A 26,334-nucleotide genomic window follows, 5' to 3' on the forward strand; every position below is an offset into this window, starting at 1 on the left:
GAAGTAGAGTATAATGCGAATGCGCACCTAATTTTCAATGCAGATTCTACAGCAATAAGCTCATGCAAAATAAAAAATCATAAGGTTTTACACTAATAAACGCCCCCCGTAAGCCATGACGGGCACATCTTCGAAAGGCAGCGGCGGGGATCGAAAAAGGGAGAGAAGAAAACGGCAGAGGGAAAGGGACGACGTCACGGGCGCCGACGACGGATGGCGAGCCTCAAGGGCGTCAGGCAATCAATCACATTTCAAACACGACATGCGAGGAATATATGGATGCGGCAGCGGAAGGCGCGGCGACGTATGCGTCAGGAGGGTCGGACCGCGAGAGCGGCCAGTGTTCTGAAAAGCTCGGCGGCGTCCACGGGCTTGGCCAGATGCGCGTTCATGCCCGCATCCAGACATCGTTCCCTGTCGCCTAGCAGGACGTTGGTGGTCAGGGCGATGACGGGCAGTCGGGCGAACCGCTGGTGGGTCCTGATGGCCCGCGTGGCTTCGTACCCGTCCATCTCGGGCATGTGGATGTCCATAAGCACGGCGTCCAGGGGAGGAAGCGACACGTCGAGAACGCGGTCCACGGCCTTGGCGCCGTTGCCCGCGACGTCCACCAGCACTCCGGCCTGGGACAGGATCAGGCCGATGAGTTCCTGGTTGGCCGGATTGTCCTCGGCCAGGAGGACGCGCAGGCCGCGCGACAGCTCGCGGTTTCGCAGTTCCTCGGCGGACATGCCGTTCATGTCCCGTTCAACAGGTCCGCCAAGACCCCTGGCCCGCCGCAGCATGTCTCCCAGAGACGCCGCGGTGAATGGCTTGGCCAGCACGCCCCGGACACCGTGCTCCTCGGGCCGGAACCGTTCGACCTCGGGCCGGGCCAGGCTGGTCATGAGCACCACCGGCGCCTGGGGCGCGGGTTTCGCCCCGCGCAGGAGGTCCGCGCCTTCGGGTCCGCTCATGTCCGGAAGGTCCCAGTCCAGCAGGATCAGGCCGAAATCTTCTGTTGACGCCATGCGGGCGGCTTCCTCCGCCGAACCGGCGCACACGCTCGAAAGGCCCAGGCGCGCCGCCGCATGTTCCGCGGCATCCCGGCTTGCGGGCCTGCTCTCCGCCACCAGCACAGGGCCGATGCCCGGGGCCATGGCACGCCCCGCGGCCGGGCCTTCCGGGTCAGGGTCGAACACCGCCGTGAACTCGAAGGTCGAGCCCTCGCCCAGCCGGCTGCGCACCGCGATGTCCCCGCCCATGAGGTGCACCAGCCTGCGGCTGATGTTCAGGCCCAGGCCCGTGCCGCCGAAGTTGCGGGCGGTGGATGCGTCGGCCTGGACGAATGAATCGAACAGGCGGGGCAGCACGGCCTCGTCGATGCCGATGCCCGTGTCCACGACCTGGAAGCGCAGGGCGATCTTCCCCGCGGGCGTCGTCGGGTCTTCGGCGCCCGTAACGGCCAGACGGACCGTGCCGTCATGGGTGAACTTGATGGCGTTGCCGCCCAGATTGACCAGAATCTGCTTGAGCCGCAACGGGTCGCCGACCAGGCGGGACGGGAGGCCGGGCAGCACGGAGATCGCCAGTTCGTTGCCGTTCGCGAAGGCCTTGGGCGCCAGGATGTCCCCCACCTCGTCCAGCATCGCGTCCAGATCGAAGGGCCTGAGGTCCAGCGCCACCTTGTCGGCCTCGATCTTGGACAGGTCCAGAATGTCGTTGATGATGCCCATGAGATGATCGGCCGAGGCGCGGATCTTGAGCAGATATTGACGCAGCCTCTCTTCGGCCTCCAGTTGGAGGGAAAGGTTCAGAAATCCGAGGATGGCGGTCATGGGCGTGCGGATCTCGTGGCTCATGCTGGCCAAAAACGTACTCTTGGCCCGGGCCATGGCCTCGGCCGCCTGGCGCTGCACGGCCATGCTCTGGACCGTGTAGGCCAGCAGGATGGACATGGCCAGGCCTTCGCATACGAACCCGGCCCAAATGAGAGACGGGTGCGCGAAGGAAAAGGCCCCGTGAGCGGCCCGGTTATAGAAGGAAATGGTGGTGACCGCTCCGCCCCATGCGATCAGGAAGATGCTTGGAACCACCCGGTCGCGCTTCAGGCTGACGATGCAGGCCAACGCCCCCATCAGCGATAGGGGCACGGCCATGTTCATGGAAAATTTTCCCTGCATTCCCGGCGGCAGGAAAAAGGCGCAGGCGGCCACCGCGAAAACCGACCAGATGCAGAAAAGCATGACCGCATCGATCCTCCTGTTGTGCTTCCGGAGCTCCAAAAACTCCCTGATCACGCAGGCCAGAAAACCCTGCGCCGCCAGGCCGGCCATCATGATGGCCGCCGGCATGTCCCTGAAGGTGACAAGATGCTGATAGCTGGTCAGGGCCACGAAACCGACGAAGGAGAGGTTGCCCAGGACCAGCCACTTGAACTTGCCGTTTCCGGTGTATAGGTAGATGGCCAGATGGATGATCATCATCGTGCAGAAAAAGCCCAGCACCAAACCCGTGCCCGCAACCTTCACGTCGTTGACCCATATGGCGCGGTCGATGGTCGTGATGTGCGGACTCAGGACCAGCGGCCGGACGCCCGTGACCCGGATGTAGCAGGTGGTCGGGGCCGTCAGCCCCGTAGGCAGGCGGAACTGCCGACGTTCCTGGTCGCCGGAGGTCGAGAGCAGATAGCCGGAGTCGTATGTTCTCCATCCGCCGGGAACGCTCGAGTCGGGCACGAAGAGTTCGATGGTGCCGTACAGATTCCAGCCCGGATCGAAAATCCAGTAGCGGGGCAGCCCGCCCCCGTCCGAAGGCAGTTCCCTGACGGTGAACCGGAACCACAGGGCCGAGTTGCTGAACCCGAAATTGAAGCGCCCATTTGGCGGCGGGCCGAACCGCGAATCGGTCTCAGACGCGGCCGCCTGATCCACGGTCAGCTGCCTGTCCGCATCCTCCAGATATTCCATGTAGGGCCGCAGGTCGTACTCGTCACTCTCCCCGCCCAGCACGCACACGCCGACGGCAAAAGCCCGGGAACTCCACACGTGCACGAGCAGCAGGCCCGCAAGCAGGACGAAAAGCGCCCGGCGCGGAGCACGGGCCGCGAGCGCAGGGGTCGGACCGCTACTCATGACGCGCCTCCTGCGGGGCCTGGCGCCCCCACTTGACCAGGACGCTGAAAAGCTCCCCGGTGTCCACCGGCTTGGTCAGATGGTCGTTCATGCCCGCCTCCAGGCACCGCGACCTGTCCTCGGGAGTGATGTCGGCAGTCATGGCGACGACCGGCAGGGCTCCGAAACGCCCGTCGCCCCGGAGGGCCCGCGTGGCCGCGAAGCCGTCCATGACCGGCATGTGCACGTCCATGAGCACCACGTCCGGGGCCTCCCCTTCCGTCACCCGGCGCACGGCTTCGGCGCCGTTGTCCGCGACCTCCAGTTCCACCCCGGCCTCTGTGAGGATCACGCCCAAAAGCTCCTGGTTGAACAGGTTGTCCTCCACCAGCAGGATACGCAGGCCACGGGCGCGCTCCATATCGCACGGCGCATCGGCCGGCGTGCATGCATCAACCGCGACGGCCGCCCCGCCATCCAGGATCTGCCTGAAGAGCCCTTCCACCGACGAGGCCGTGAACGGCTTGGCCAGTATTCCCTGGGCGCCCAGCTGGCCCAGGCCCAGTTGCTCGACCTCGGGCCGTGCAGGGCTGGTCATGAGCGCCACCGGCGTTCCCTCCGTACCCTCCGAAGAGCGCAACAGACGCACGGACTCCGGCGCGGCCATGTCCGGCAGATCCCAATCCAGCAGAACCAGGTCGAAACGCTCCGACGCGGCCAGACGAGACGCCTCGGCCGCCGAGCCCGCCGCTGCGTGCGCGTGGCCCATGGCGGACAGGATCGCCTCCAGGGAAGCCAGGCTTTCCGGGTTGTCCTCGACGACCAGCACTTTCAGCGCCCCGTGCTCCGGGGCCGGAGGACCTTCCGGGAAAACGGCGTCGGGATCGAGACCGAGGGGCACCGTGAACCCGAAGGTCGAGCCCTTCCCGGGCCGGCTTCGCACCGAGATGTCCCCGCCCATGAGCCGCACGAGCCGCCGGCTGATGCTCAGGCCCAGGCCCGTGCCCCCGTAGACCCGGGCCGTGGACGAGTCGGCCTGCTCGAAGGACTGGAACAGGCGCGGCAGGACGTCCGGGTCGATGCCGATGCCTGTGTCGCTGATCTCGAAACGAAGCCGCACAAGGTCCTGCCGCGGCATGGCGTCCTCGGCCCTGGACACCGCCAGCCGGACGGTGCCGCCCCGGGTGAACTTGACCGCGTTGCCGCCCAGGTTGATCAGGACCTGCCGCAGGCGCAGGGCGTCCCCGGTCACGCTGCGTGGCAGCCCGGGTTCGAGCGAGAGCACCAGTTCGTTGCCGTTCTCGAAGGCGCGGGCGACAAGGATGTCCGCGGCTTCATGCAGCAGGTCCTCCGGGTCCAGGGGCCCGGCCTCCAGTTCCACCTTGCCGGCCTCGATCTTGGCCAGGTCCAGGATGTCGTTGATGATGTCCATCAGGTGCTTCGCCGCGGCCTCGATCCGCAGCAGGTACTGCCGCAGTTGCCCGCCGGCCCCCAGCTGCAGGGACAGATTCAGGAACCCCAGGATGGCGGTCATGGGTGTGCGGATCTCGTGGCTCATGCCGGCCAGGAAGGATGACCGGGCCTTGGCCATGGCCTCGGCGGCCTGGCGCTGCGCCGAGATGGTCTCGATGTTGTAGGCCAGCAGGATGGACATGCAGATTGCCTCTCCCACGAAGGCGACCCACATGTAGCTGGGATGCGCAAAGGGAAGGCCGCCCTTCAGAGCCCAGTTGTAGGAGAAGGCCAGCAGCGTCGTCAGGCCCCACGCGCACAAGAAAAGAAGCGCAGGGACACGGCTGCGTTTCAGACTGTCGAAACAGGCCAAGAAGACAACCAGGGTCAGGGGCATGACCGCGTAGATGGACAGCTTCGGGTGGAGTTCCTCGGGCAGGACGAGCGCGGAGGCGGCAGCCCCCAGGACAGCCCAGACGGCGGCCTGGAGGACCATGTTGAGTCTTCTGTTGTGCCGACGAAACTCGAAAAACGTCCTGACCGTCGTGGCGACGATGGCCTGGCCCACCAGACCGATCGTCATGATGACGGTCGGAAGGTTTCTGATTGCGATGAGGTGCTGGTAGCTGGCGGTGGCGACGAAACTGGCGAAAGTCAGGTTGCTGAGCACGAACCACTTGTACTTGCCGTTGCCGGTATAGAGGTAGATGGCCAGGTTGCCGATCACCAGGGTGGCGAAGAAGCCCAGCAGGAGGGATGTCCCCAGGGTCTTGAAGCCGTTAACGCGCAGGGTGCGGTCGAGGGTGGCGACGGTCGGGGCGACCATGAGCGGCCGAATGCCGGCCACGCGGAGGTAGCACGTGACGGGGTCGCTTAAGGCCGGGGGAAGCTGGAAATACCGTTTCTCCCCTTCGCCCGGGACGGACAGCAGCCGCCCCACGGCATAGACCTGCCATCCGCCCTCGGCCTCGGGGCGCGGCACGTAGAGATGGATGGTGTCGTACAGATGCCAGCCCGGGTCCAGAATCCAGAGCGGCGGCTGCTTGCCGCCTGCGAGGCCCGGTTCCCCGTCGACGATGGTGAAACGGAACCACAGGGCCGAGGAGGTGAAGCCGAAATTGAAGTGGCCCTTGGGAGGCGGCCCGAAACGGCCGGCCAGTTCCGGAGACGCGACGTCGTTGATGGTCAGGTCCCCGCCGGGATCCTCCAGGAAGAGCATGTACGGCCGCAGGTCGTACTCCTCCACGGAACCTTCAAGGACGCACATTCCCACACCCGTGGCCGCGGACGGAAGCGCCCAGCACACGACGAGCGCAACCAATACCAGGACGCGCGCGGACAGGAATCCGTGCGCGGTCATGCCCTCCCCCACCCTGTCACATTCCGGCTTCGCGAGGACATTCAGGGATTGCCGATATCGGCGGCCACGGCTCTCAACTGCGCGAAGAGGTCGGTGAACACCGGCAGTTCCGCCCTCACGGCGTCAATGTCGCCCTTGATGGCGGAATGCTCGAGGTCCCCCGATTTGGCGGCGAGCCTCTTGGCGGAGAGGTTGGCCGCACCGCCCTTGATGGAATGGAAGAAAAGCGCGATTTCGTCGCGTTGGCCGCGCCCGACGACATCCTCTGCCCTGCCCGCGACATCGGCGTTGAGTTCGAGAAAACGCAGCAGCAACCGGCTGAAAATCTGCCTGTTCCCGCTGAACCTCTGCAAAGCCTCGTCGACATCAAGGGTCACGAATTGTTCGGCCATGGCATCCTCCAGGAATCTTTCGAAGGGCTGCACGATTTCGGAAAGGAAGGCTGCAATCGGTCCGCTCCCACTGCAGCCCGAGGAGCGCACGGTCAATGCGCATGAGCATTCACCGCGACCGGCGATAACATACGAGGAAATCCGTATATAGGCCGACAGCCTCAGGAAGAATGCCACCGGTCAGTCTGGAGAAGCACCGCTGACGCCCCACGGAGCAGGGAGCCGTCCCTGCCAGGCTCACAAACGCCATTCGCAAGCGCCCTTTGGGCCTGCATCCGGGATGAAAGCGTAAGACGTCAAACGGCCACAAAACTGATTGATATCAAGGATCGGACGAAGCGCGAGCAGGATCGCCCGACAAAAATGTAAGGCGCGAAATATCCCTACACTACCTTGGACCTCTTTTGCAATACATCGGTCCAGACAGAGCAGCGGCAACAGAGAAAATATACAGGGAAATTAGATTCTTCACCGAATGCGGGCAAAGCCACCGTCCACCTGATAAAACACATCCGTGGACCCGGCGCCCCTCCCGATGGCAGCCTGCGGCCATGTCGGGCTATCTTCGAGTCCACCGGGCCAGCGACTCGAGCAATGCCTCGAAATTCACGGGCTTTGTCAGAAAGTCGTTCATTCCAGCCTCAAGGCATTTCTCCCGCTCGCCCTCAACGGTGGAGGCCGTCACCGCCAGGACCGGAAGATCGGGCCAGCGACCGTCACTGCGGATTCTTCTGACCGTTTCCCGGCCGTCCATCCGGGGCATCTGCACGTCGAGAAGGACGACATCGAAGGTCTGGGCGGAGGCCAGGAGATCCAGAGCTTCGACCCCGCTTCCCGCCGTCACCACCTCCACTCCGGCTGCGGACAAAACACTTCCGATGACATCGAGATTGAACTCGGAGTCATCGACCAGCAGCACGCGCGATTTTCTTTGCTCTATCACTTAAGCTTTCTCCCGAAACGCCCGTCACACGGCAGAAAACGGAGGCCGACAATCCGGCCCGGTTCCGTGCATTGAACGTCCATGCCCATGTTCAGGGCAAGAACTTCGTACGATTATGCCTCACCATATATACAATATTCGGTCGATGTCGAAAAATATTATGTACATAATTAAGTATAATTACCCTGCCAAAATACGTTCCACTATGAATTATTCTCATACCCTCTCTCCGGTAGCAGGTAGTCATGCGCGGAAAACGGCTACCGAGCCCCAAGGCTTTTCGACCGAGCGGGCGCCAAGGCCACGGCATCATCACGAACAAACACAGGGGGGAACTCATGTTGAACTTGACGGAAACAGCCTTGGGAGACGGCACCCACGTCCAGGACGGCGGGCATGACCCGGTTGCGCCGGCCGCCGACGCCCTCACGCAGGGCATTCTCTTCGTCGCCCGCCACCACGGACGCAATCTCTCGCCGGCGTCGCTCCTCGCCGGCCTGCCACTCGACGAACAGGGGAGGCTGACCCCGCGTATGGCGCAGGCCGCGGCGCGAAACGCCGGCCTCTCGGCCCGGATCGTGAGCAGTCCGCTCAAACAGATCGCGCGCTTCGCCCTGCCGGCGGTGCTCTTCCTCAAGGATGGCCAGACCTGCGTGCTCATCGACATGCATGCGGAGACGGCGACGATCACCCACCCGGCTCTCGACGGAGGGGAGAAGGCCGTACCATGGCATGAGTTGGAAGAGCTCTATGAAGGGCACGTACTGTATCTCATGCCGGCCAGGACCGGAACGGCGCGCGAGGACGCCCCTCTCAGGGAAAAGGGACACTGGCTCCGCGACGCGCTGCTGCGAAACGGGAAGGCGTACGCCCAGGTCGCCGTGGCCGCGACCATACTGAATCTGATCGCCCTGGCCTCGCCGCTCTTCGTCATGAACGTCTACGACCGGGTCGTGCCCAACAGCGCCCTGGAGACCCTCTGGGTGCTCGCCATCGGGGTGGCCATCGTTTTCACCTTCGATTTCGTCATCAAGACCTTGCGCGCACATTTCATCGATAACACCGGGAAGAAGATCGACGTCGAACTGGAAGGCAGACTCTTCGACCAACTGCTGAACATGCACCTCAAGGACAGGCCGGCATCGGTGGGCTCCTTCGCCAACCTGCTGCGCGAGCTGGAGGTGCTGCGCGACTTCTTCACCTCCGCGACCCTGGTCAGCTTCGTGGACCTGCCCTTCATCGTCATCTTCATCGCCATGTTCTGGTACATCGGGGGGCCCATCGCCTTCGTCTTCATGGCCGTGCTGCCCATCACAATCCTCATCGGCCTGGCCATTCACGTACCCATCAGGAACTCCGTCGAAACGGCAATGGCCATGGGCAGCGGAAAACACGCGGTGCTGGTGGAGACCCTCGGCAACATCGAAACCGTCAAGGGGCTGGGCTGCGAGGCGGCCATGCGCAAGCGCTGGATGCGCGACACCGCGGACAGCGCCAAGCACGCCGTACGCTCCCGCTCCCTGTCCCACTTGGCCATGAACCTGACGGGCTTCGTGCAGCAGTCGGCCTACGTAATCATCATCATCGTCGGCGTCCATCTCATCAAGGAAGGCCACCTGACCACCGGCGGACTGGTAGCCTGCTCCATCCTGAGCGGCAGGGTCATGGGCCCCTTCGCCCAGATCGCCCAGCTCATCACGCGCCTGCACCACACCATGAGCGCCTACAAGGAACTGGACCGCGTCATGGCCCTGCCCGTGGAACGCGAGAACACGGGCGCCTTCCTGCACAGGCCGAGACTCGAAGGCAGCCTGGAATTCAGGAACGTGACCTTTTCCTATCCCGGGTCCAAACTGCCCGCCCTCAAGGACGTGAGCATCCGCATCAAGGCGGGGGAACGCATCGGCGTGGTGGGCAGGACCGGGTCCGGCAAGTCCACCCTGGGCAAGCTCGCCCTGAGCCTCTATGCGCCGGACCAGGGCTCCGTGCTCGTGGACGGCGCGGACCTGCGCCAGATCGACCCTGCGGACCTGCGGCGCTGGACGGGCTACATGCCCCAGGACGTGTCCCTCTTCCAGGGCACGGTACGGCAGAACATCGGCATGGCCCACCCCCAGGCCTCGGACCAGGACATCCTGCGCGCGGCGCAACTGTCCGGCACCCATGACTTCATGCGCACCCACCCCCTGGGCTACGGACTGCACGTTGGCGAGCGGGGCGCCACTCTGTCCGGCGGGCAGCGCCAGTCCATCTCCATTGCCCGGGCCCTGGTCCGCGACCCGAACATCCTGATCATGGACGAGCCCACGAGTTCCATGGACTCCCAGTCCGAGGCGCTCCTGGTGCAACGGCTCAAGACCTTCCTGAACGGCCGGACCCTTCTGCTCATCACCCACCGCCCGTCGCTGCTCGACCTGGTGGACCGCATCATCGTCATGGACGACGGACAGGTGGTGGCCGACGGGCCCAAGGACGCGATCATGCGCCAACTCCAGACGGGAGGCATCTCCACCAACCAGACTCCGCGCGAGAACATGGAGGCCAGACAATGAACATGAACACCACCTCCGCTGAAATACGGCCGGAAGCGGCCGGCCGGCCCATGCAGCAGGAACAGACTTCCGGCGGCCAGACCTGCGGAAACGCCAATTCCGGGGTCACCTCCTTCGGCACGTCGTGCGCACGTCCCGAGGCCCCGTACGAGAATTTCTCCACGGAGCTGAACGACATCACCAGCAGCAGCCGCATCTCCGCCAACCTCATGCTCATCGCCATCGCCGTCCTTTTCGCCGTCGTCCTGATCTGGGCGGCCAACGCCCCGTTGGACGAGTCCGTCCGGGGCGCGGGAAAGGTCATTCCGTCCACCGAGATCAAGCGGATCCAAAACTTCGAGGGCGGCATCGTCAAGGAAATCCTGGTGCGCGAAGGCCAGAGCGTGACCAAGGGGCAGGTCCTCGTCCTCCTCGATCAGACGCAGATGGCTTCGCGCTTCAGGGAGCAGCAGTCGACCTACCTCGACCAGGTTCTGTCCATCGCCCGGCTGGAAGCGGAACTCGCCGGTAAGAACGACATCGATTTTCCCGCCGAGGTCAAGGACGAGAAGCCCCATGTGCTGGACAGCCAGCGCCAGCTCCTTCGATCGCGCAACGACAACCGCCGCTCGGCCCTGACGGTGCTGGAAACGACAAGAGAGCAGCGGTCCCAGGAGCTCAAGGAACTCCGCAACAAGCTCGACTTCCAGCAACGTCAGTACACGCTGCTGACCAAAGAGGTAGACATGATCCAGACCATGGTCGCCAAGGGGGCAGCCTCGGACATGGAACTGCTGCGCGCCCGCCGGCAACTGACGGAACTTACGGGACAGATTGCCGACTCACGCATCGCCATCCCCAAGGTGGCCGCGGCCCTGGACGGTGCGGCGCACCGCATCGAGGAGGAAAAAAGCAAGCATCGCTCGGAAATCCTCAAGGAAATGAACGCCGTACGTGCCGAAATGGAAGGCCGGAAGGAAAAGCTCCCCGCCCTGGAGGACCAGATGGACCGCACCAGCGTCCGCTCGCCCGTGGACGGGACCGTGAAGCGGGTCTTCGTCACGACCATCGGCGAGGCCGTGGGCGCGGGCAAGGAGATGCTCGAAATCGTACCCCGGGAGGACACCCTGCTGGTCGAGGCCAAGGTCCTGCCCCAGGACATCGCCTTCCTGCACCCTGGGCAGGACGCGCAGGTCAAGATCACGGCCTACGACTTCTCGATCTACGGCAGCATGCCCGGCACCGTCGAGCACATCAGCGCCGACGCCATCACGGAAGAGCAGCAGAAGCTCAGCTACTACCTCATCAAAGTGCGCACGAAAACGGCCTCGCTGACGGACAGGAACGGCAAGGAACTACCCATCATTCCGGGCATGGTGGCCGAGGTGGACGTGCTGACGGGCAAGAAGACGGTGCTCGAGTACATCTTGAAACCCATCATCAAAACGACGAGGGGAGCTTTGCACGAAAGATAGGGGCTTGAATTCCCACGCTCTACATGGCAGACGTCCCAAGGGGGGAAGTCTGCCATGAAAAAACGCATCCTTCTGATAGAAGACGACGATCTGCTGCGCCTGGGGCTCAAAGCCATGGTGCAAGCCCGCAAGGAATACGCCATCGAGGCCGACACGGGGAGCGGCAAGGAAGCCGTCCGACTCTTCAAGACCACCAGCCCCGACATCGTCCTTCTGGACCTCATGCTGCCGGACATCTCCGGGATCGACGTCCTGCGCACCATGAAACAGACCGCGCCAAACGTCCCCGTCATCGTGCTCACGGCCCACGAAGAGGACGACCTGCTCTTCGATGCGCTGGAACTGGGGGCCAACTGCTACGTACTCAAAGGCGCCGGGCCCGAAGAGCTCTTTCTGGGCATGCACTACGCACTTCAGAATGAAATGTTCATCAGCCCGAAACTGGCCAAGGTCATCGTCGACGCCTATCTCTTCGTCAACCGCCAGCGCAAGACCCTGCCGCCTCTGAACGATCTGACATCGCGAGAGAAGGAAATCGTCAGGCTCATCATCGATGGCAAAAAAAGCCAGGAAATCGCCGACGTGCTGTTCATCAGCGTCAAGACGGTTCACAAGCATCGCTCGAACATCCTCGAAAAACTCGGGCTAAGCAGCTTGGCTGACCTGCGCCATCGAAAAATGTACATTCTGGACAACATGTTGACAGACTAACTCCAACAAACGCACCAACAAGCGCAAACAGGAACATTTCGGCAATCCACACCAACAAACACGAGCCGCATACGCATCTTCCATTATAAGATCCCACCAAAATACATAATCACACCAGTTGCTGAGCGCTCATCCCTCAGCTACTTCCTCAAGAAATACCATCAGTCTGAGGCCCGCATCTTCGAAGTCGGCCTCAGACTGATGGTTGGTTCACCCAGGTTGCCGAACATCCGTAAAACGGCCCGCTCAGTCAGCCTCCACAGGGCAGACCGTACACATCATGAACATGGCGTTGCCTCTCGCTCCGCATTCCCCATCGCGCGACACCGAAACCTCTGCGGCGGGACGACAGGGGGCCACACGTCGGACGGCACCGGCCGCTACCCCGGCCAGACGCGCCGGACATGATTGACGCCGAGCGGGCGTGGACCTCGGCCACGCCGACTCGCAACGGCCCCGTAGATCTGGGATTGCGGCAACCTCAACACACTCCATCCAGGGGCGAACTATCATGCCGAAAAGCACGGTTCTCTTGATCGAAGACGACAATCTGCTGCGCATGGGACTGAAATCCATGATCGGCATGAAAGAGGATTACGTCGTCGACGCGGACGTGGCCACTGGCAGGGAAGGCATCCAGGCCTTCAACCAGCAGCATGCGGACATTGTCCTGCTCGACCTGCGCCTGCCGGACATGCCCGGCACCGAAGTGCTCAAAAGGCTGAGGGAAAAGGACAAGACGGTGAAGATCATCGTGCTCACGGCCTGCGACAGCGACGAAATGCTCTTCGAGACGCTCGAGTACGGCACGAATGCTTACGTTCTCAAGGGAGAAAATCCCGACGAGCTTTTTCTCGCCATCAAATACGCCCTGAACGACGATCTTTTCATCAGCCCGAGGCTGGCGAAAACAATCGTCAAAGACTACCTTTTCGCCACACGCCAGCGCAAGGGCTTCCCGACTTTGCAATGCCTGACCCCGAGAGAGCTGGAAGTGGTCAGGTACATTTTCGACGGCAGAAAAAGCAGGGAAATAGCCGACATGCTCTCCATCAGCATCAAGACCGTCGACAAGCACCGCTCGAACATTCTGCAGAAGATCGGCATTCACAATTTCAATGAATTGCGACAGGGCGGGTTGTATTTGCTTGATTTCATGAAGCAGGCTGAATAGCCGGCAGCCATGACGGCCAGTTCCCGATCAACCCGTTGGACACATGGGGTTAGCAGGCATGACGCTAAGCAGCAGACGCATCCTTCTCGTTGACGACGACGAAATAAGCCGTCTTGTGGCCGCCGAAATCCTGACGCACCTTGGAGCAACCGTCGATCTCGCGGCGGTTCCTGATGATGCCATGCGCCTGGTCGGCGAAAACCGCTACGACCTGATCATGCTCGACCTGTTCATGCCTAACGTGAACGGAATTGACTTGGCAGGCATCATGATCGCCCTCGACGGATCTCTGACGGAGAAAATCACCCTCCTTACCGCCGGCGGTCCCGATGGTTCGAGTCCGGTCCCGGCGACTCGGCTGCGCGTTTTCAGCAAACCTCTCCAAGCGGACGAGGTGCTCGATTTTCTGGCCGCCGCCGCATCCGAAGAACGATATGACGTCGAAGCCCCGGCCGAAAACCCGGAATATCCGGAAATCGACGGCATCGACATACCGATCGGAATTCGAAACTTCATGGGACTGGAACAGTCGTACGTTGCGACACTGCGCGCATTTCCGGAGTACAGCCGCAAACTCCTTGACGACCTCACCCTGAACGCGGCCAAGTCGAACACGAGGGAGTGCCGCAGGCTCGCCCACAGTCTGAAAGGATCTTCCGCCATGATAGGGGCGCTGGATATCCATGCCCTGGCCAAACAGATCGAGTCTTCGTGCACCCAATCTCCCGCCCCGGGACGAAGCGCAGACCTCTTGCAACGCCTCGAAGCGCTCATCCACAGAACAAACCACAGCATTGACGCCTGCATCACGCGTCAGCACAGGCTCTTCCGGGAATCCTGAATCGAGTTCTCCCTCCGGATGATTTCGGAACCGGCCACAGTGCATCCCCGGTCCAACGGGTTCGTTTCGCAACCAGAACCTTGCCCGTCGGTGCCTCGTCCTCGAGCAGCGTCGGGCGCGGATATCTCCGGTCGAGTTCATAGGCCCGCAGGAAGTCCCGGTACGCATCCCTGACGCTGTTCAATTTCAGCAGCATCCGTCCACGTTCGTAATAAAAGTCGGCCCTGCCCGGCATGAGTTCGATCAACCTGCTCAGATCCTTCAATGCCTGACGATGCAGCGAAAGCCGCGAGCACAGTTTCCACCGGCCCTGCAACGCCCCGGCGTGGTTCGGCTCAAGAGTGATGGCCAGCGTATAGCTCGAAAGGGCCGCATCTAGACGCCCGGCCTGGAACAATTCCTCGGCAAGCCTAAAATGGACGGCCGCGGATCCGACCTCCATGGCGGCAGCGGTTGAAGAGCCGTCAGCCCCAACCCAACCGCCAGGCTTGCGTCCCTGCCCACCCACGTTGTCAGGACAGTTTCTGGACCGACTCGAAATCAATCCGGCATCCCCGCCCCCCAAGACCGGCATATCTCCAGCAACCCCGGCCAACGGCAGGGCAACCACGACAACACAGCACAAACATGCGCACAGTCTCTCCGACATAGCCATGACGCTTCCTCCATGTACATATTTTCATATATGCCTATGTCAAATTTATAAATACATACTACGTATAAATTTAAATATTAAATACTCATATTCACCAATATAAAAAAATAAGCATATCACGTGCCATCATTATACATGACACATGATCGGTACAACGTCGCGCAGAGGCAGATGCGGAATCACCAGGCTTCGACAGCAAAACGACATCGCCATGGCAAAACCCGCGCGAACGAACCAGGCCATTCCTGCCTCACCGAGAGGACATGCGCGCATGCCTCGCGGCAAAAAAGGCCGGCTCTCGTCAGGGGCGGACAAGACAGCGGCGTCTGATACGCAGGAAATCCGAAACGGGCAGAGAAAGGGAGCTTGCGGGAATGCGAGGGCGCACATGGAAGCAGCGCCGGCGGCGATGACGCAGGGGGGAGGAGAGAAACCCGAGTGCATCATGACCAGCCAGATGGAACGCCGCTGCAAAAACTCGCCGTCCCCATGAAGACGGGAGTTCATGCCGCGCTGACCATCCAAAACAATGCGGAACCCTGCCTGCGCGGGTACGACGCATTGGGTCGTGCGCGATTTTTACAGGAAATTCAGGGGACGAGACTCTTATGAAATCCTCAGTCATCAAGGAAATGCAGAAGGAAAAAGAGGGGGCGCTTCATGAGTCTGCGGCAAGAGTGGGCAGCAAAACGCCTGTGACACAATATATAAATATATGAATTTATATTGAAAATCATTTCCGAAGAAAAACGATCAAGCATCGTCAAGGGAAACGTCATTGTACTCAAAAACAAATACGCACTTATGCGTACTCAACACAACAAAATTTACTCATGCATGAGCATTAAACAAAACAGACAAACAAAGAAATACTTAGTAAATAAAGCAACAAATACTTAATAATTTCAATTAATCGAAAAGCATGAATGTCGTAAAGATTCATTACGGATATGAAGAAACATGGAAAGCATTTCTAATCGCGACAAAATCATTTATACAAAGAGGGGTATGTGTGATGCTTCACAAAATTCTGCTCGTCGAGGACGACAACCTTCTGCGCGTAGGACTCAAATCGATGCTTGAAATGCAGGGAGAGTATGCTGTCGAAAGACATGTCGCAACGGGCACGGAAGCCGTTCAGATTTGCAGGCAGAGCGCTCCGGACGTCGTCATACTCGACTTGCACCTCCCTGACGAGCCAGGAACTGTTGTGATGAAAAAAATTAAGGAAACGATTCCTGATATAAAAATAATCATCCTTTCTTCATACGACGACAATGAATTGATATATGAAACATTGGAATATGGCGCCAACGCGTACATTTTGAAAGGATCAAACCCTGAAGAACTTTTTCTAGCCATAAAATATGCATTGGCAGATGAACTATTCATTAGCCCAAAACTCGCAAAAATAATTGTAAAAGATTATTTATTCGTCAACAGACAGAGGAAAACTCTACCAGCACTACATAATCTCACATCCAGAGAGAAAGAAGTCGTTAAATACATAATCGACGGAAAAAGAAGCAAAGATATTGCGGACATACTATACATTAGCATAAAAACTGTAAACAAACACAGATCGAATATCCTTGGAAAATTAGGCATGAATAGCTGCAACGAACTCCGCAGAGGAAGCATCCACTTTTTTGATGAATTAGACAACAGCAAGTCAAAAAAATAGGGAGGGGTGCCTGATGTATTCTACAACAGATAATTCGATAAATTCATACTCAAATTCTAGAATAAGCGACAAGAATGCAAATTCAAACATCGACAAAAGCGGACATGCACTTGATGAAAAAAAGACGATTCTCATTGTCGATGACGTCAGCATAAACATCGACATTCTCGCTTACTGTCTTGGCGATGGCTACAAGATTTCAGCATCACAGGACAGCTCGATCGCGCTCAAAAGCATTGCGTTGGAGAAGCCGAGCATGATCATCCTCGACCTCTTCATGCCGGAGATCGACGGATTCGAATTTTGCCGAATCATCAAGTCCGAAGGTAATTTTTGCGATATTCCCATTGTGTTCATCACGTCGGCATCAGATGCGGCCACTCTCAGCAAAGCTTTCGCCATCGGTGCCGTCGACTACATCACGAAACCGATCTCATCCCAGGAAGTGAGGGCGCGCATCAAAACGCACCTGCGGCTCAAGGCCGCGGAAGACGCGCTCCGGGAGCAAAACCACCTCCTGGAGATCAAAGTTGCAGAGCGCACCAGAAAAATTCAAGAAAAGCAAAATGAAATCAATGAAGTGCAGCACGAAGCGATCCTCAGACTCTGCCTGGCGGCCGAACTCAGGGACAAGGTAACGGGGATGCACATTCGCCGCATTCAGGAATACTCGGCGCTGCTGGGGCGCAAATGCGGCCTGCCCGCGGATCACGTCGAGCTGCTCTACCTGGCCAGCGCCATGCACGACCTCGGAAAAATCGGTATCCCCGACAGCATTTTGCTCAAGCCGGGCAAGCTCGACGCCGATGAGTGGGTCATCATGAAAAGCCACACCGTCATCGGTGCCCAGAGCCTTGCCAACAGCCGCTTCAAGCTCATCCAGCTGGCGCAGACCATTGCGCGGTCCCATCACGAAAGATGGGACGGCAAAGGGTATCCAGACCGTCTCAAAGGCCTTGAAATTCCCATGGAGGCCCGGATCGTGAGCATTGTCGACAGCTTTGACGCCATGCTTGCGCAGCGGCCCTACAAAATGCCGATGCCCCTCGAAAAGGTTTTGGAGATCATTCGATCCGAAAGGGGTCAGGCGTTCGACCCGGCCATCGTGGACATCTTTCTCGCCAATATTACGGAGTTTCAAAACGTCGCAACGGCTTTTTCCGATTGAACATCCTCCTGCCGCGGTTCCGGCAGCCTGACCGATGCGATGTTCTAGCCGAAGGAGGCACGGCGGTGCGCATGACCGCTTACCGCCCATTGAACGTCGCTCATCCGTGATTTCCCACCTCCACGCTCCCTGCAGGTCCGCTCATCCCGGAGCCGATCCGGATCAGCGGGCACCCCGCCTGCGCGCACGACAAACCATGACCCGACGGATAAGCGGCGCGATTCGGCCGCCAAGCGGCCGATCCCCCATCCCGGTAGCACGCGACGCCTTCGGACAAACCAATGACCGGAATCCATGTCCATTCACCGGAAATGGGATGCGCGACCTTAAAAAGCGTGTCAGAAAGAACCATCATCAACTTCGAAGCAGCGACGCCGCAAGGCAGGGAGGACGAAATGCAGACATCAATGCAACGGTACTGGAAAGCGAACCTGACCTACATGGTCATCCTGCTGACCATATGGGCACTGGTTTCCTATGTCTTCGGCATCCTTTTCGTGAACGAACTGAACGCATTCCATCTCGGCGGGTTCCCCTTGGGCTTCTGGTTCGCCCAGCAAGGGTCCATCTACGTATTCGTCATCCTCATCCTCGCCTATTTCCTGCTCATGGACCGACTGGACAAGAAATTCGACGTGCACGAATAACCTACGCAATCACGGGGAACGCATATGTCACTGCAAATCTGGACCTATCTCATCGTCGGGGCGACCTTTTCGCTCTACATCGGCATCGCCTGGAGCGCGCGGGTCAAGGACACCAAGGGCTTCTACGTGGCCGGCGGCGGCGTGCCGCCCCTGGCCAACGGCATGGCCACGGCCGCGGACTGGATGAGCGCGGCGTCCTTCATCTCCATGTCCGGCATGATCGCCTTCATGGGCTACGCCGGATGCATGTATCTCATGGGCTGGACCGGCGGCTACGTGCTCCTGGCTCTGCTCCTGGCCCCCTACCTGCGCAAGTTCGGCAAGTTCACGGTGCCGGACTTCGTCGGCGACCGCTATTACTCCTCGGCCGCGCGCGTGGTGGCCCTGATCTGCGCCATCTTCGTCTCCCTGACCTACGTGGCCGGACAGATGCGCGGCGTAGGCATCGTCTTCAGCCGCTTTCTCGAAGTGGACGTCAACACGGGCGTCATCATCGGCATGGTCCTGGTTTTCTTTTACGCCGGCATCGGCGGCATGAAGGGCATCACCTGGACCCAGGTCGCCCAGTACTGCGTGCTCATCACGGCCTTCCTGGTCCCGGCCATCGCCATCTCCGCCAAGCTGACCGGACATTTCCTGCCCCAGATCGGCTTCGGCAGCACCCTGGTCGACGGCCCGCATTCAGGCAAATACCTGCTCGACACCCTGAACCAGATCGGAACGGACCTCGGCTTCGCCGAATACACCTCGGCCTTCGGGGCGGGAGCCAAGCCCATGATCGACGTCTTCGCCATCACCATGTGCCTCATGGTCGGCACGGCCGGGCTGCCTCACGTCATCATCCGCTTCTACACCGTGCCCACGGTGCGGGCGGCGCGCATCTCGGCCTTCTACGCCCTGATCTTCATCGCCATCCTCTACACCACGGCCCCGGCCCTGGGCGCCTTCGCGCGCTACACCCTGACCAACGTACTGAGCGACACCACCTACGCCGCGGCCCCGTCCTGGTTCAAGAACTGGGAGAAGACGGGCCTTCTGGCCTGGGTGGACAAGAACAACGACGGCGTCATCACCTACCGCGCCGGCGCACCCTTCAACGGCAAACCGATCTTCAGCGGCGAAACCGGAAGCGTCGGTCAGCGTCTGCTCAGGAACGAGGCCACGGACAACGCCAACGAACTGTACATCGACAACGACATCATGGTCCTGGCCACCCCCGAGATCTCGCAGCTCCCCAACTGGGTCATCGCCCTGGTGGCGGCCGGCGGCCTGGCCGCGGCCCTGTCCACGGCGGCCGGGCTCCTGCTGGTCATCTCCTCGGCCATCTCCCATGACCTCTACTACCGCATCATCAACCGCGAGGCCTCGGAGCAAAAACGCCTGGCCATCGGCCGCATCATGATGGGCATCGCCGTGCTCGTGGCCGGATACTTCGGCATCAACCCGCCCGGCTTCGTGGCCCAGGTGGTGGCCTTCGCCTTCGGCCTGGCCTCGGCGTCCTTCTTCCCCGTCATCGTGCTCGGCATCTTTTGGAAGCGGGCCACCAGGGAAGGCGCCATCAGCGGCATGGTCACGGGCATCGGTTTCACCATGTTCTACATCGTCCAGACCAAGTTCATGGGCGTGGCCCCCTGGTTCATGAACATCAGCCCCGAGGGCATCGGCACCGTGGGCATGATCATCAACTTCACAGTGACCATCCTGGTGTCCCTGTGCACGGCAGCGCCTCCGGCCGCCGTGCAGGACATGGTCGAAAGCGTGCGCATCCCCCGCGGGGCCGGCGCCGCGGTTGACCACTAACCTTTGACGCGGGGGCCGGGCGACCGGCCCCCGGACAAGGACGGCGCCATGAACGCGGGAATCCAGCCTGCGGGGTACGACAGCATCATCACCTTCCTGGAGGGCACCCTACCCTTCTCGGAACTGGACCGGCCGAGCCTGGTCCGCATCGCCAGGCACTGCCTGGTGGACTTCTTCCCGGCCGGGACCCGGCTCCTGCGCCGGGGGGTGAGCGAGGTGGACGGGCTCTACCTGATCCAGAAGGGGGCCATCCGCCTCTTTCACGAGGACGAGGGCGTCCTGGTGGACATCCGCACCGACGGGGCGTCCCTGGGCGCCCTGTCCCTGTTCAACGGCGAAAAGGCGGCCCTGGACGCCGAGACCGTCGAGGACACCTTCCTCATCAAGATCCCGCGCGACAAGTTCTTCGAGGCCGTGCATCTGAACCCTTCCATCCCCCGCTTCTACCTCAAGTCCTTCGCCGACACCTTCCTGTCCAAGGCCTTCGAGGAGATGCGCTGCAAGCCCGCGGCCCAGCACGAGGACCACAGCCTGCACCTCTTCAGCAACCCCGTGGGCGGCCTGGTCAGCCGCGAGCCCGTCAGCGTGCCCTTTGGCCTCAGCATCCAGGCCGCGGCCAGGGAGATGATCAGGCACAACACCGGGTCCCTGCTCTTCCGGGAGCCGTCGGGCGAGATCTGCGGCATCGTCACCGACACGGACCTGCGCAAGGCCATGGCCCTGGGCCTGGACCTGCAGGCCCCGGCCGAGACCATCATGTCCACGCCCGTGGAGAGCATCGACGCATCGGCCGTGTGCTTCGACGCCCTGATGACCATGATGTCCCGGAACATCCACCACCTCGTGGTCAAGAGCCATAACAAGGTGCAGGGCGTCATCAGCTCCCACGACATCATGCTCCTGCAGGGCCGCTCGCCCATGTCCGTGTTCCGGGAGATCGCCTCGCGCACGACCATCGCCGGCCTCTACCCCCTGCACGACAGCATCACCCCGGTCATCCGCACCCTGGTCCAGCAGGGTGCCAAGGCCGGCAACATCACGCGCATGATCGCCATCCTGAACGACCAGATCATCACGCGCCTGATCGAACTCATGCTGCGGGAACTGGGGCCGCCGCCGGTCAAGTTCTGCCTGCTGCTCATGGGCAGCGAGGGCCGGCGCGAACAGACCTTCGCCACGGACCAGGACAACGCTCTGATCATCGAGAACTGCGGGGTGGATTTCCTGGAGCGGGCGGCGGAGACGTATTTCTCGGCCTTCACGGAGCGCATGGTCGGCCATCTCATCAACTGCGGCTTCCCGCGCTGTCCAGGCGAAATGATGGCCTCCAACCCCGTCTGGCGCGGCACCCTCGACGTCTGGAAGGGACGGGTCGACACGTGGGTCGCCGCGCCGGAGCCCCAGCGCGTGCTGGCAAGCTCGGTCTTCTTCGACTTCCGCGGCGTCTGCGGCCACAAGGACCTGGCCGAGAACCTGCGCCAGCACGTCACCAGCGCCTGCGCCGGCAAGGACCTCTTCCTGCGCTACCTGGCGGCAGACTGCCTGAACGCCCGCCCGCCTCTGACCTTCTTCAAGAACTTCATGGTCGAGAAGGACGGGGAGCACAGGAACACTCTGGACATCAAGGCCCGGGGGCTCCTGCCCTTCATGGACTTCGCCCGCGTCATGTCCCTCTATCACGGCATCCGCGAGACCGGCACCCTGACCAGGCTCGACCTCCTGCACCAGGCTGGCCACCTCTCGCGCGACCTGTACCACGAGGCGCGGGAGGCTTTCGAGTTCCTGCTCCACGCCCGCCTCATGCACCAGCTCGAACAGATGGAGGCCGGTACGAAGCCCGACAACCGCATCGACCCCGGCACCCTCTCGTCCCTCGAAAAGCGCACCCTGCGCGAGGCCTTCGGGGTCATTTCCGCCCTGCACGGCGTGCTGCGCGAAACCTTCCGCCTGAACATGGGGTGACGGACATGGCCCCTTTCGAAATTGGCAGCCTGCGCCGCCTTCTGGGCCTCGCCCCGGAAGCCTCGAACCTGCCCGCCCTGGACGAGAACAACCGCCTCTGCCGGGAGCTGGACCAGGACCGCCCCCTGACCGACTACGTCTACACCGTCCTGGACACGGAACTGACGGGCCTCTCGGCCCGCAAGGAGGAGATCGTGTCCGTCGGGGCCGTGCGCGTGCGGGGCCTGGCCATCGTGCCGGGCGAGAGCTTCTCCTGCCTGGTGCGGCCGAGCATTCCCCTGCCCAAGGTCAGCACCCTCATCCACCGCATCACGCCCGAGGCCATCGCCGAGGCCCCGCCGCTGGAGGAGGTCCTGCCCGGACTGATCAAGTTCTGCAAAGGCACCCTCATCGTCGGGCACCACATCGGCCTGGACATGTCCTTCCTGAACCGTGCCTGCCGCAGGCGCCACGGCCTGCCCCTGGCCAACCCCTGCCTGGACACCATGCGCATGGCCATGCTCTGGCGCGAGAAGCGCAGCCCCGCCCACTACGAGCGCTTCAGCCTGAACATCTCCTACGTCCTGACGGACCTGGCCGAGGAGTTCGACCTGCCCCGCTTCACGGCCCACGACGCCCTGGGCGACGCCCTGCAGACCGCCTACCTCTTCGTCTACCTGGCCAAAAAAATAGCCCGGAACACCCCCCTCACCCTGCGGGAGCTGTTCCGAGCCGGCCAGAGCTGGCGCTGGTACATGTAGCTTCATCTTTTCTTCGGACGCACAAACGGCCAGGGCCGGCGCGCTCCAGACATGTGGAGGACGCCGGCCCTGGCCGCATCGGGTGCGCTGCCGCGTGTCCCGAAGATCAGAACAGGGAAAAGAACATCTTGGTGCCGACCAGGAAAAGGATCACGGCGAAGACGCGCTTCAATTTGTCCACGGGTAGGCTGTGGGCCAGACGCACGCCCAGAGGCGCCGTCAGCACGCTCATGACCGCGATGGACACGAGGGCCGTCAGCGACACGTAGCCCAGAGAATAGGGCGGCAGGTTCTCCACGCCCCAGCCGTTGGTGATGTACCCGAGGGTTCCGGCCACGGCGATGGGAAAGCCGATGGCGGCCGAGGTGCCGATGGCCCTGTGGATGGGGATGTTGTTCCAGACCATGAAGGGAACCGAGAGGGTCCCTCCGCCGATGCCCACCAGGCTCGACACCACGCCGATGACGCCCCCCGCCCCGAACATCCCGGCCATGCCAGGCATCTGCCGGGAAGGCTTGGGTTTCCTGCCGGACAGCATCTGGTAGCAGACGAAGTAAAGGAAAAAAACGAAGAAGGCCTTGAGCCAGCCCGTACTCAACCCCGCCGCGATGAAGGTGCCCAGGAACGTGCCGACCAGGATGCCGGCCACGATGCGCCGGACCACGACCCACTCCACCGCGCCGCGCTTATGGTGGGCCATGAAGCTCGACACCGAGGTGAAGACGATGCTGGCCATGGAGGTACCCAGGGCCAGATGCATGATGAGCTCGTTGGGAAGGTTCTGCAGTTCCATGCAGAACACGAGCATGGGCACGATGACGAGGCCGCCGCCGATGCCCAGCAGGCCCGCCAGCACTCCGGCGATGGCGCCCACGACAAGATACAAAGCCAGCACTTCCAACATGATTCCTCCCTGGTGACGGCCGCGCGGTCATGACCCGGGGCCAGCAAAATTGGTAGGACCAATTTCTGAACCACTCCGGCGCGCTTGTCAATGTCCTGTTCGCAAATCGCCACAAAGAAGCTTGCAATTCTGCGCCGGGCGATGAATGTGCAGACGCAGGAAAATCTCGACGCGAGGACGGCATGGGACACATCGTTGGCAAGGACATCTACCGAAAACTGGGCCGGCGCCTGGATCAGGCGCCGGTGCGCACGCCGTGGACTCCGGTCTTTCGGGAACTGGTGGAATCTCTCTACTCCAGGCCCGAGGCGGAGATCGTCTCCAGGCTGCCCTACCGGCCCGCAAGCCTTGCGCGCATTGGCCGCATGCTCGGCGAGCCCGAGGCCGTCCTTCGCCCCATGCTCGAAGGCCTGTGCTCCAAGGGGCTGGTCCTCGACATCTGGGACGGCCGCCAATACCTCTACATGGTCAGCCCCATCGTCATCGGCTTCTTCGAGTTCACCATGATGCGTACGGGGCCGGACCTGCCGCACGTCCGCTGGGCCGAACTCTTCCAGGCATACATGTTCGGGGAGAAGGATTTCCTGCACGCCAATTTCGGGGACGGGCAGCGCACCTCGGTCATGCGCGCCCTGCCCCACGAGGAGGCCCTGGGCGAACACGTCGAGATCCTGGACTACGAGAAAGCTTCCGCCCTGATCGAGGACCACACGGAATTTTCCCTTGGCCTGTGCTCCTGCCGCCACGAGAAGCACCATCTCGGGCACGCGCCCTGCCCCACGCCCATGGAGACCTGCACCTCCATGGGCACCGGGGCGCGCTTTCTCATCCGCAACGGTTTCGCCAAACCCATCGACAAGATGCAGATGCGAGACATCCTGGCCCGCTCCCGCGACGAGGGGCTGGTCCTGTCCGCCGACAACGTGCGGCGCGACGCCGGGTTCATCTGCCACTGCTGCGGCTGCTGCTGCAACCTGCTGCAGGGCGTGCGCGACACGGGCTACACGGGCATCCTCGTCACATCGAGCTTCGTGGCCGTGGTGGACGAGAACCTGTGCATCGGCTGCGGGCTGTGCGCCAAGGCCTGCCCCGTGTCCTTCGCGACCATGCGCGCCAAGGCGCCCGGAGCAGCTCCCCGGACGCCCGCAAAGGTCGCGCAGGTCGACCCGTCCTGCCTCGGCTGCGGCGTCTGCGCCCTGAAATGCCCCACAGGGGCCCTCAAACTCCATCCCCGCCCGAACAGGGTCCATCACCCCGAAGACAGCTTCGAGCGCGTCATGCTCCAGGCCCTGGAGCGCGACACCTTTCAGACCTTCCTCTTCGACAACCCCGAAAGCCGCACCCAGGAATTCATGCGCGCCCTGGTGGGCGGCTTTCTGAAACTGCCACCGATCAAACGCGCCCTGCTGGGCGAAAAGCTGCGCTCACGCTTCCTGTCGGCCCTGCGCAGGCTGGCGGGCTGAAAGGCTACTCCTCAGGCTCCGAACTGAAGGTGCGGATGGAGGCGATCTCCTCCCAGCCGTAGTAGGTGTTGACGGTTTGGCCGTCCTCCTTTTCCGTCACGCGCAGGAAGTCGGTTCCCAGGAAGAGCGCGGCCTTTTCGTAGACCCGGCCTTCGTTGATCTGAATCTTCAGGCCCTTGCGCAGCTTGCGCGAGAGGGTGCCGTGCAGGGGCATGGATGCGTATTCGACGACTTTTTCCAGACAATTGACGTTCATGCGTTCTCCGTTGCTGCCGGCCCTACCATGCGCCCGCACCCATGGTGCAGAGGCGGTGCATGGAGGGAAGCGGTAGGTGAAAGGGGACCGCGGTCACGTCGGTGACCGCAGCGGAAATTTTGGGCTGCCCCGGCCTGCCGATGGAAACGCGTCCGGAGGCGAATTCCAGAGCCAGAGGTCCGACCTCCAGAGACTGCCCGTCACACGGGTTGCGCCGCAGGGGAGGCTCGATCCGCCGTACCCTGCCGTTCTCCTGCACGACGTCGAAGGCGTGGGCCGCGGTGACGAGGCCCAGCAGGGACCCGTTCTCGCGAAAACGCAGGGAATTGGAGTCGCCGCTGATGCCCACGGCGTCGGGGTCGAACGCCATGAGCGGCCCCAGGGGCGTGGGCACGGCCGTGGGCGCGGCGGGCTCAAGCGAACGGATGGCCCCGCTGTCGTAAAAGGACACGCCGATGCGGGCCGTCACGGCGCCCAGGGGGCACGGCACCTCCAGGGTCCGGCCTGGCCACAGGGTCAGGCTGCGCAGCCCGCCCTGCCCGGAGAAGTTCAGGCTGATGACCGCCGTCTCCACGGGGCCAAGGGGCGTGTCCAGCGCCAGGGGCGCGGCCAGGGCTGCCTCGTCCTCCTGGGTCCAGAAACCGCTCAAGGTACCGTTGAGGGGGAAGAGACGCTTCAGGGCGCCGCTTTCGAAAAACGTGACCTGCTCGGCGGGCAACGGTCCCAGCGGCGTCGGCACGACGGTCTGCTCCTCCAGCGGCAGGTTGCGAAGCCTCCCTCCGGGATGGAAGAGCATGGCCGGCAAGTGCCGTTTGCGCTGGGTGTTGGCCGTGAACTGCGGAACGAGGACGCCAAGGGGCGTGTTCAGGGGGCAGGCGATGGCGGGGATGCAGGAACGCACGGAGCCGTCCGGGTGGAACTCGGCTCCGGGCAGGGCCTCGACGGGCCCGTAAGGCGTGATGATGATTGGCATGGCGGCCTCCTCGTTGCGAGAAGCAAAGCAGACCTCATGCCATATGCATCCTGCCGGAATACTGGGGATTCAAGAAAGGTTGCCCGACATTTTCGTCACAGGCTACGCGAC

20 protein-coding genes are annotated in these 26,334 nt (G+C 61.8%); 12 read left to right on the forward strand and 8 right to left on the reverse strand.

Annotation, left to right across the window (positions count from 1 at the left end; all coding sequences use genetic code 11):
- Positions 1-311 precede the first annotated feature (311 nt).
- The 4 genes from ACYQ3G_RS00145 to ACYQ3G_RS00160 all read right to left on the reverse strand — a co-directional run bounded on the left by ACYQ3G_RS00145 (position 312) and on the right by ACYQ3G_RS00160 (position 7,239).
- Positions 312-3,113, reverse strand: coding sequence for a hybrid sensor histidine kinase/response regulator (locus ACYQ3G_RS00145; RefSeq protein WP_459821219.1), 2,802 nt, complete (start codon positions 3,111-3,113; stop codon positions 312-314).
- Positions 3,106-5,904 (reverse strand): hybrid sensor histidine kinase/response regulator, encoded by a 2,799-nt coding sequence (locus tag ACYQ3G_RS00150; RefSeq protein WP_459821222.1) that lies wholly within the window; start codon positions 5,902-5,904, stop codon positions 3,106-3,108. The genes ACYQ3G_RS00145 and ACYQ3G_RS00150 overlap by 8 nt, the downstream gene beginning before the upstream one ends.
- Positions 5,905-5,945: 41 nt before the next feature.
- Positions 5,946-6,296 (reverse strand): Hpt domain-containing protein, encoded by a 351-nt coding sequence (locus tag ACYQ3G_RS00155; RefSeq protein WP_459821224.1) that lies wholly within the window; start codon positions 6,294-6,296, stop codon positions 5,946-5,948.
- 559 nt (positions 6,297-6,855) lie between these two features.
- On the reverse strand, positions 6,856-7,239 hold the full coding sequence (locus ACYQ3G_RS00160) for a response regulator (RefSeq protein WP_459821226.1): 384 nt from the start codon (positions 7,237-7,239) through the stop codon (positions 6,856-6,858).
- 338 nt (positions 7,240-7,577) lie between these two features.
- On the opposite strand from ACYQ3G_RS00160, the gene ACYQ3G_RS00165 reads away from it, so the two are divergent.
- The 5 genes from ACYQ3G_RS00165 to ACYQ3G_RS00185 all read left to right on the forward strand — a co-directional run bounded on the left by ACYQ3G_RS00165 (position 7,578) and on the right by ACYQ3G_RS00185 (position 13,971).
- Positions 7,578-9,791: a type I secretion system permease/ATPase gene (locus tag ACYQ3G_RS00165; RefSeq protein WP_459821228.1), complete on the forward strand. Its 2,214-nt coding sequence runs from the start codon at positions 7,578-7,580 to the stop codon at positions 9,789-9,791.
- Between the two features lie 2 nt (positions 9,792-9,793).
- Complete coding sequence (locus ACYQ3G_RS00170) at positions 9,794-11,245, forward strand: HlyD family type I secretion periplasmic adaptor subunit (RefSeq protein ID WP_459821230.1); 1,452 nt, start codon at positions 9,794-9,796, stop codon at positions 11,243-11,245.
- 54 nt (positions 11,246-11,299) lie between these two features.
- Positions 11,300-11,956 carry a response regulator gene (locus ACYQ3G_RS00175; RefSeq protein ID WP_028578619.1) on the forward strand — a complete coding sequence of 219 codons (657 nt, stop codon included), beginning with the start codon at positions 11,300-11,302 and terminating at the stop codon, positions 11,954-11,956.
- Between the two features lie 511 nt (positions 11,957-12,467).
- On the forward strand, positions 12,468-13,130 hold the full coding sequence (locus tag ACYQ3G_RS00180; protein ID WP_459821233.1) for a response regulator: 663 nt from the start codon (positions 12,468-12,470) through the stop codon (positions 13,128-13,130).
- Positions 13,131-13,188: 58 nt separating this feature from the next.
- Positions 13,189-13,971 carry an Hpt domain-containing protein gene (locus ACYQ3G_RS00185; RefSeq protein WP_459821235.1) on the forward strand — a complete coding sequence of 261 codons (783 nt, stop codon included), beginning with the start codon at positions 13,189-13,191 and terminating at the stop codon, positions 13,969-13,971.
- On the opposite strand, the gene ACYQ3G_RS00190 is transcribed toward ACYQ3G_RS00185, so the two are convergent.
- Positions 13,937-14,413, reverse strand: a complete 477-nt coding sequence (locus ACYQ3G_RS00190; RefSeq protein ID WP_459821237.1) for a tetratricopeptide repeat protein — start codon at positions 14,411-14,413, stop codon at positions 13,937-13,939. The genes ACYQ3G_RS00185 and ACYQ3G_RS00190 overlap by 35 nt on opposite strands.
- Before the next feature lie 1,228 nt (positions 14,414-15,641).
- Between ACYQ3G_RS00190 and ACYQ3G_RS00195 the strand changes: the two genes are divergently transcribed.
- From ACYQ3G_RS00195 to ACYQ3G_RS00220, 6 genes are all read left to right on the forward strand, one after another.
- On the forward strand, positions 15,642-16,310 hold the full coding sequence (locus ACYQ3G_RS00195) for a response regulator (RefSeq protein WP_028578622.1): 669 nt from the start codon (positions 15,642-15,644) through the stop codon (positions 16,308-16,310).
- Positions 16,311-16,323: 13 nt separating this feature from the next.
- Positions 16,324-17,478 carry an HD domain-containing phosphohydrolase gene (locus ACYQ3G_RS00200; protein WP_459821239.1) on the forward strand — a complete coding sequence of 385 codons (1,155 nt, stop codon included), beginning with the start codon at positions 16,324-16,326 and terminating at the stop codon, positions 17,476-17,478.
- Positions 17,479-17,873: 395 nt separating this feature from the next.
- On the forward strand, positions 17,874-18,125 hold the full coding sequence (locus tag ACYQ3G_RS00205; protein WP_028578624.1) for a DUF4212 domain-containing protein: 252 nt from the start codon (positions 17,874-17,876) through the stop codon (positions 18,123-18,125).
- Between the two features lie 24 nt (positions 18,126-18,149).
- A complete protein-coding gene (locus ACYQ3G_RS00210) occupies positions 18,150-19,925 on the forward strand; it encodes a sodium:solute symporter family protein (protein ID WP_459821241.1) in 1,776 nt (591 codons plus the stop codon).
- Positions 19,926-19,973: 48 nt separating this feature from the next.
- Positions 19,974-21,887, forward strand: a complete 1,914-nt coding sequence (locus ACYQ3G_RS00215) for a DUF294 nucleotidyltransferase-like domain-containing protein (protein WP_459821243.1) — start codon at positions 19,974-19,976, stop codon at positions 21,885-21,887.
- 5 nt (positions 21,888-21,892) lie between these two features.
- Positions 21,893-22,627 (forward strand): 3'-5' exonuclease, encoded by a 735-nt coding sequence (locus ACYQ3G_RS00220; protein WP_459821245.1) that lies wholly within the window; start codon positions 21,893-21,895, stop codon positions 22,625-22,627.
- A 106-nt stretch (positions 22,628-22,733) separates the two neighbouring features.
- Here ACYQ3G_RS00220 and ACYQ3G_RS00225 read toward each other — a convergent pair whose 3' ends face one another.
- Positions 22,734-23,531: a sulfite exporter TauE/SafE family protein gene (locus ACYQ3G_RS00225; protein ID WP_459821247.1), complete on the reverse strand. Its 798-nt coding sequence runs from the start codon at positions 23,529-23,531 to the stop codon at positions 22,734-22,736.
- A gap of 182 nt (positions 23,532-23,713) precedes the next feature.
- Between ACYQ3G_RS00225 and ACYQ3G_RS00230 the strand changes: the two genes are divergently transcribed.
- The gene (locus ACYQ3G_RS00230) at positions 23,714-24,994 is read left to right on the forward strand and encodes a 4Fe-4S binding protein (protein WP_459821249.1); all 1,281 of its coding nucleotides are present in this window, start codon (positions 23,714-23,716) and stop codon (positions 24,992-24,994) included.
- A 4-nt stretch (positions 24,995-24,998) separates the two neighbouring features.
- Here ACYQ3G_RS00230 and ACYQ3G_RS00235 read toward each other — a convergent pair whose 3' ends face one another.
- Together ACYQ3G_RS00235 and ACYQ3G_RS00240 are read right to left on the reverse strand one after the other, a co-directional pair.
- A complete protein-coding gene (locus tag ACYQ3G_RS00235; RefSeq protein WP_459821251.1) occupies positions 24,999-25,250 on the reverse strand; it encodes a hypothetical protein in 252 nt (83 codons plus the stop codon).
- A gap of 22 nt (positions 25,251-25,272) precedes the next feature.
- Complete coding sequence (locus ACYQ3G_RS00240; protein WP_459821253.1) at positions 25,273-26,223, reverse strand: hypothetical protein; 951 nt, start codon at positions 26,221-26,223, stop codon at positions 25,273-25,275.
- Positions 26,224-26,334: the final 111 nt, after the last annotated feature.

It is taken from the genome of Desulfomicrobium salsuginis, assembly GCF_054657795.1.

What these genes read in the sequence shown, in the direction of transcription:
- ACYQ3G_RS00190 (WP_459821237.1), bottom strand. Translation starts at nt 14,413, where the DNA reads ATGGAGGTCGGATCCGCGGCCGTCCATTTTAGGCTTGCCGAGGAATTG.
- ACYQ3G_RS00205 (WP_028578624.1), top strand. Translation starts at nt 17,874, where the DNA reads ATGCAGACATCAATGCAACGGTACTGGAAAGCGAACCTGACCTACATG.
- ACYQ3G_RS00220 (WP_459821245.1), top strand. Translation starts at nt 21,893, where the DNA reads ATGGCCCCTTTCGAAATTGGCAGCCTGCGCCGCCTTCTGGGCCTCGCC.
- ACYQ3G_RS00150 (WP_459821222.1), bottom strand. Translation starts at nt 5,904, where the DNA reads ATGACCGCGCACGGATTCCTGTCCGCGCGCGTCCTGGTATTGGTTGCG.
- ACYQ3G_RS00210 (WP_459821241.1), top strand. Translation starts at nt 18,150, where the DNA reads ATGTCACTGCAAATCTGGACCTATCTCATCGTCGGGGCGACCTTTTCG.
- ACYQ3G_RS00185 (WP_459821235.1), top strand. Translation starts at nt 13,189, where the DNA reads ATGACGCTAAGCAGCAGACGCATCCTTCTCGTTGACGACGACGAAATA.
- ACYQ3G_RS00200 (WP_459821239.1), top strand. Translation starts at nt 16,324, where the DNA reads ATGTATTCTACAACAGATAATTCGATAAATTCATACTCAAATTCTAGA.
- ACYQ3G_RS00155 (WP_459821224.1), bottom strand. Translation starts at nt 6,296, where the DNA reads ATGGCCGAACAATTCGTGACCCTTGATGTCGACGAGGCTTTGCAGAGG.
- ACYQ3G_RS00230 (WP_459821249.1), top strand. Translation starts at nt 23,714, where the DNA reads ATGGGACACATCGTTGGCAAGGACATCTACCGAAAACTGGGCCGGCGC.
- ACYQ3G_RS00240 (WP_459821253.1), bottom strand. Translation starts at nt 26,223, where the DNA reads ATGCCAATCATCATCACGCCTTACGGGCCCGTCGAGGCCCTGCCCGGA.
- ACYQ3G_RS00175 (WP_028578619.1), top strand. Translation starts at nt 11,300, where the DNA reads ATGAAAAAACGCATCCTTCTGATAGAAGACGACGATCTGCTGCGCCTG.
- ACYQ3G_RS00215 (WP_459821243.1), top strand. Translation starts at nt 19,974, where the DNA reads ATGAACGCGGGAATCCAGCCTGCGGGGTACGACAGCATCATCACCTTC.
- ACYQ3G_RS00235 (WP_459821251.1), bottom strand. Translation starts at nt 25,250, where the DNA reads ATGAACGTCAATTGTCTGGAAAAAGTCGTCGAATACGCATCCATGCCC.
- ACYQ3G_RS00170 (WP_459821230.1), top strand. Translation starts at nt 9,794, where the DNA reads ATGAACACCACCTCCGCTGAAATACGGCCGGAAGCGGCCGGCCGGCCC.
- ACYQ3G_RS00195 (WP_028578622.1), top strand. Translation starts at nt 15,642, where the DNA reads ATGCTTCACAAAATTCTGCTCGTCGAGGACGACAACCTTCTGCGCGTA.
- ACYQ3G_RS00145 (WP_459821219.1), bottom strand. Translation starts at nt 3,113, where the DNA reads ATGAGTAGCGGTCCGACCCCTGCGCTCGCGGCCCGTGCTCCGCGCCGG.
- ACYQ3G_RS00165 (WP_459821228.1), top strand. Translation starts at nt 7,578, where the DNA reads ATGTTGAACTTGACGGAAACAGCCTTGGGAGACGGCACCCACGTCCAG.
- ACYQ3G_RS00225 (WP_459821247.1), bottom strand. Translation starts at nt 23,531, where the DNA reads ATGTTGGAAGTGCTGGCTTTGTATCTTGTCGTGGGCGCCATCGCCGGA.
- ACYQ3G_RS00180 (WP_459821233.1), top strand. Translation starts at nt 12,468, where the DNA reads ATGCCGAAAAGCACGGTTCTCTTGATCGAAGACGACAATCTGCTGCGC.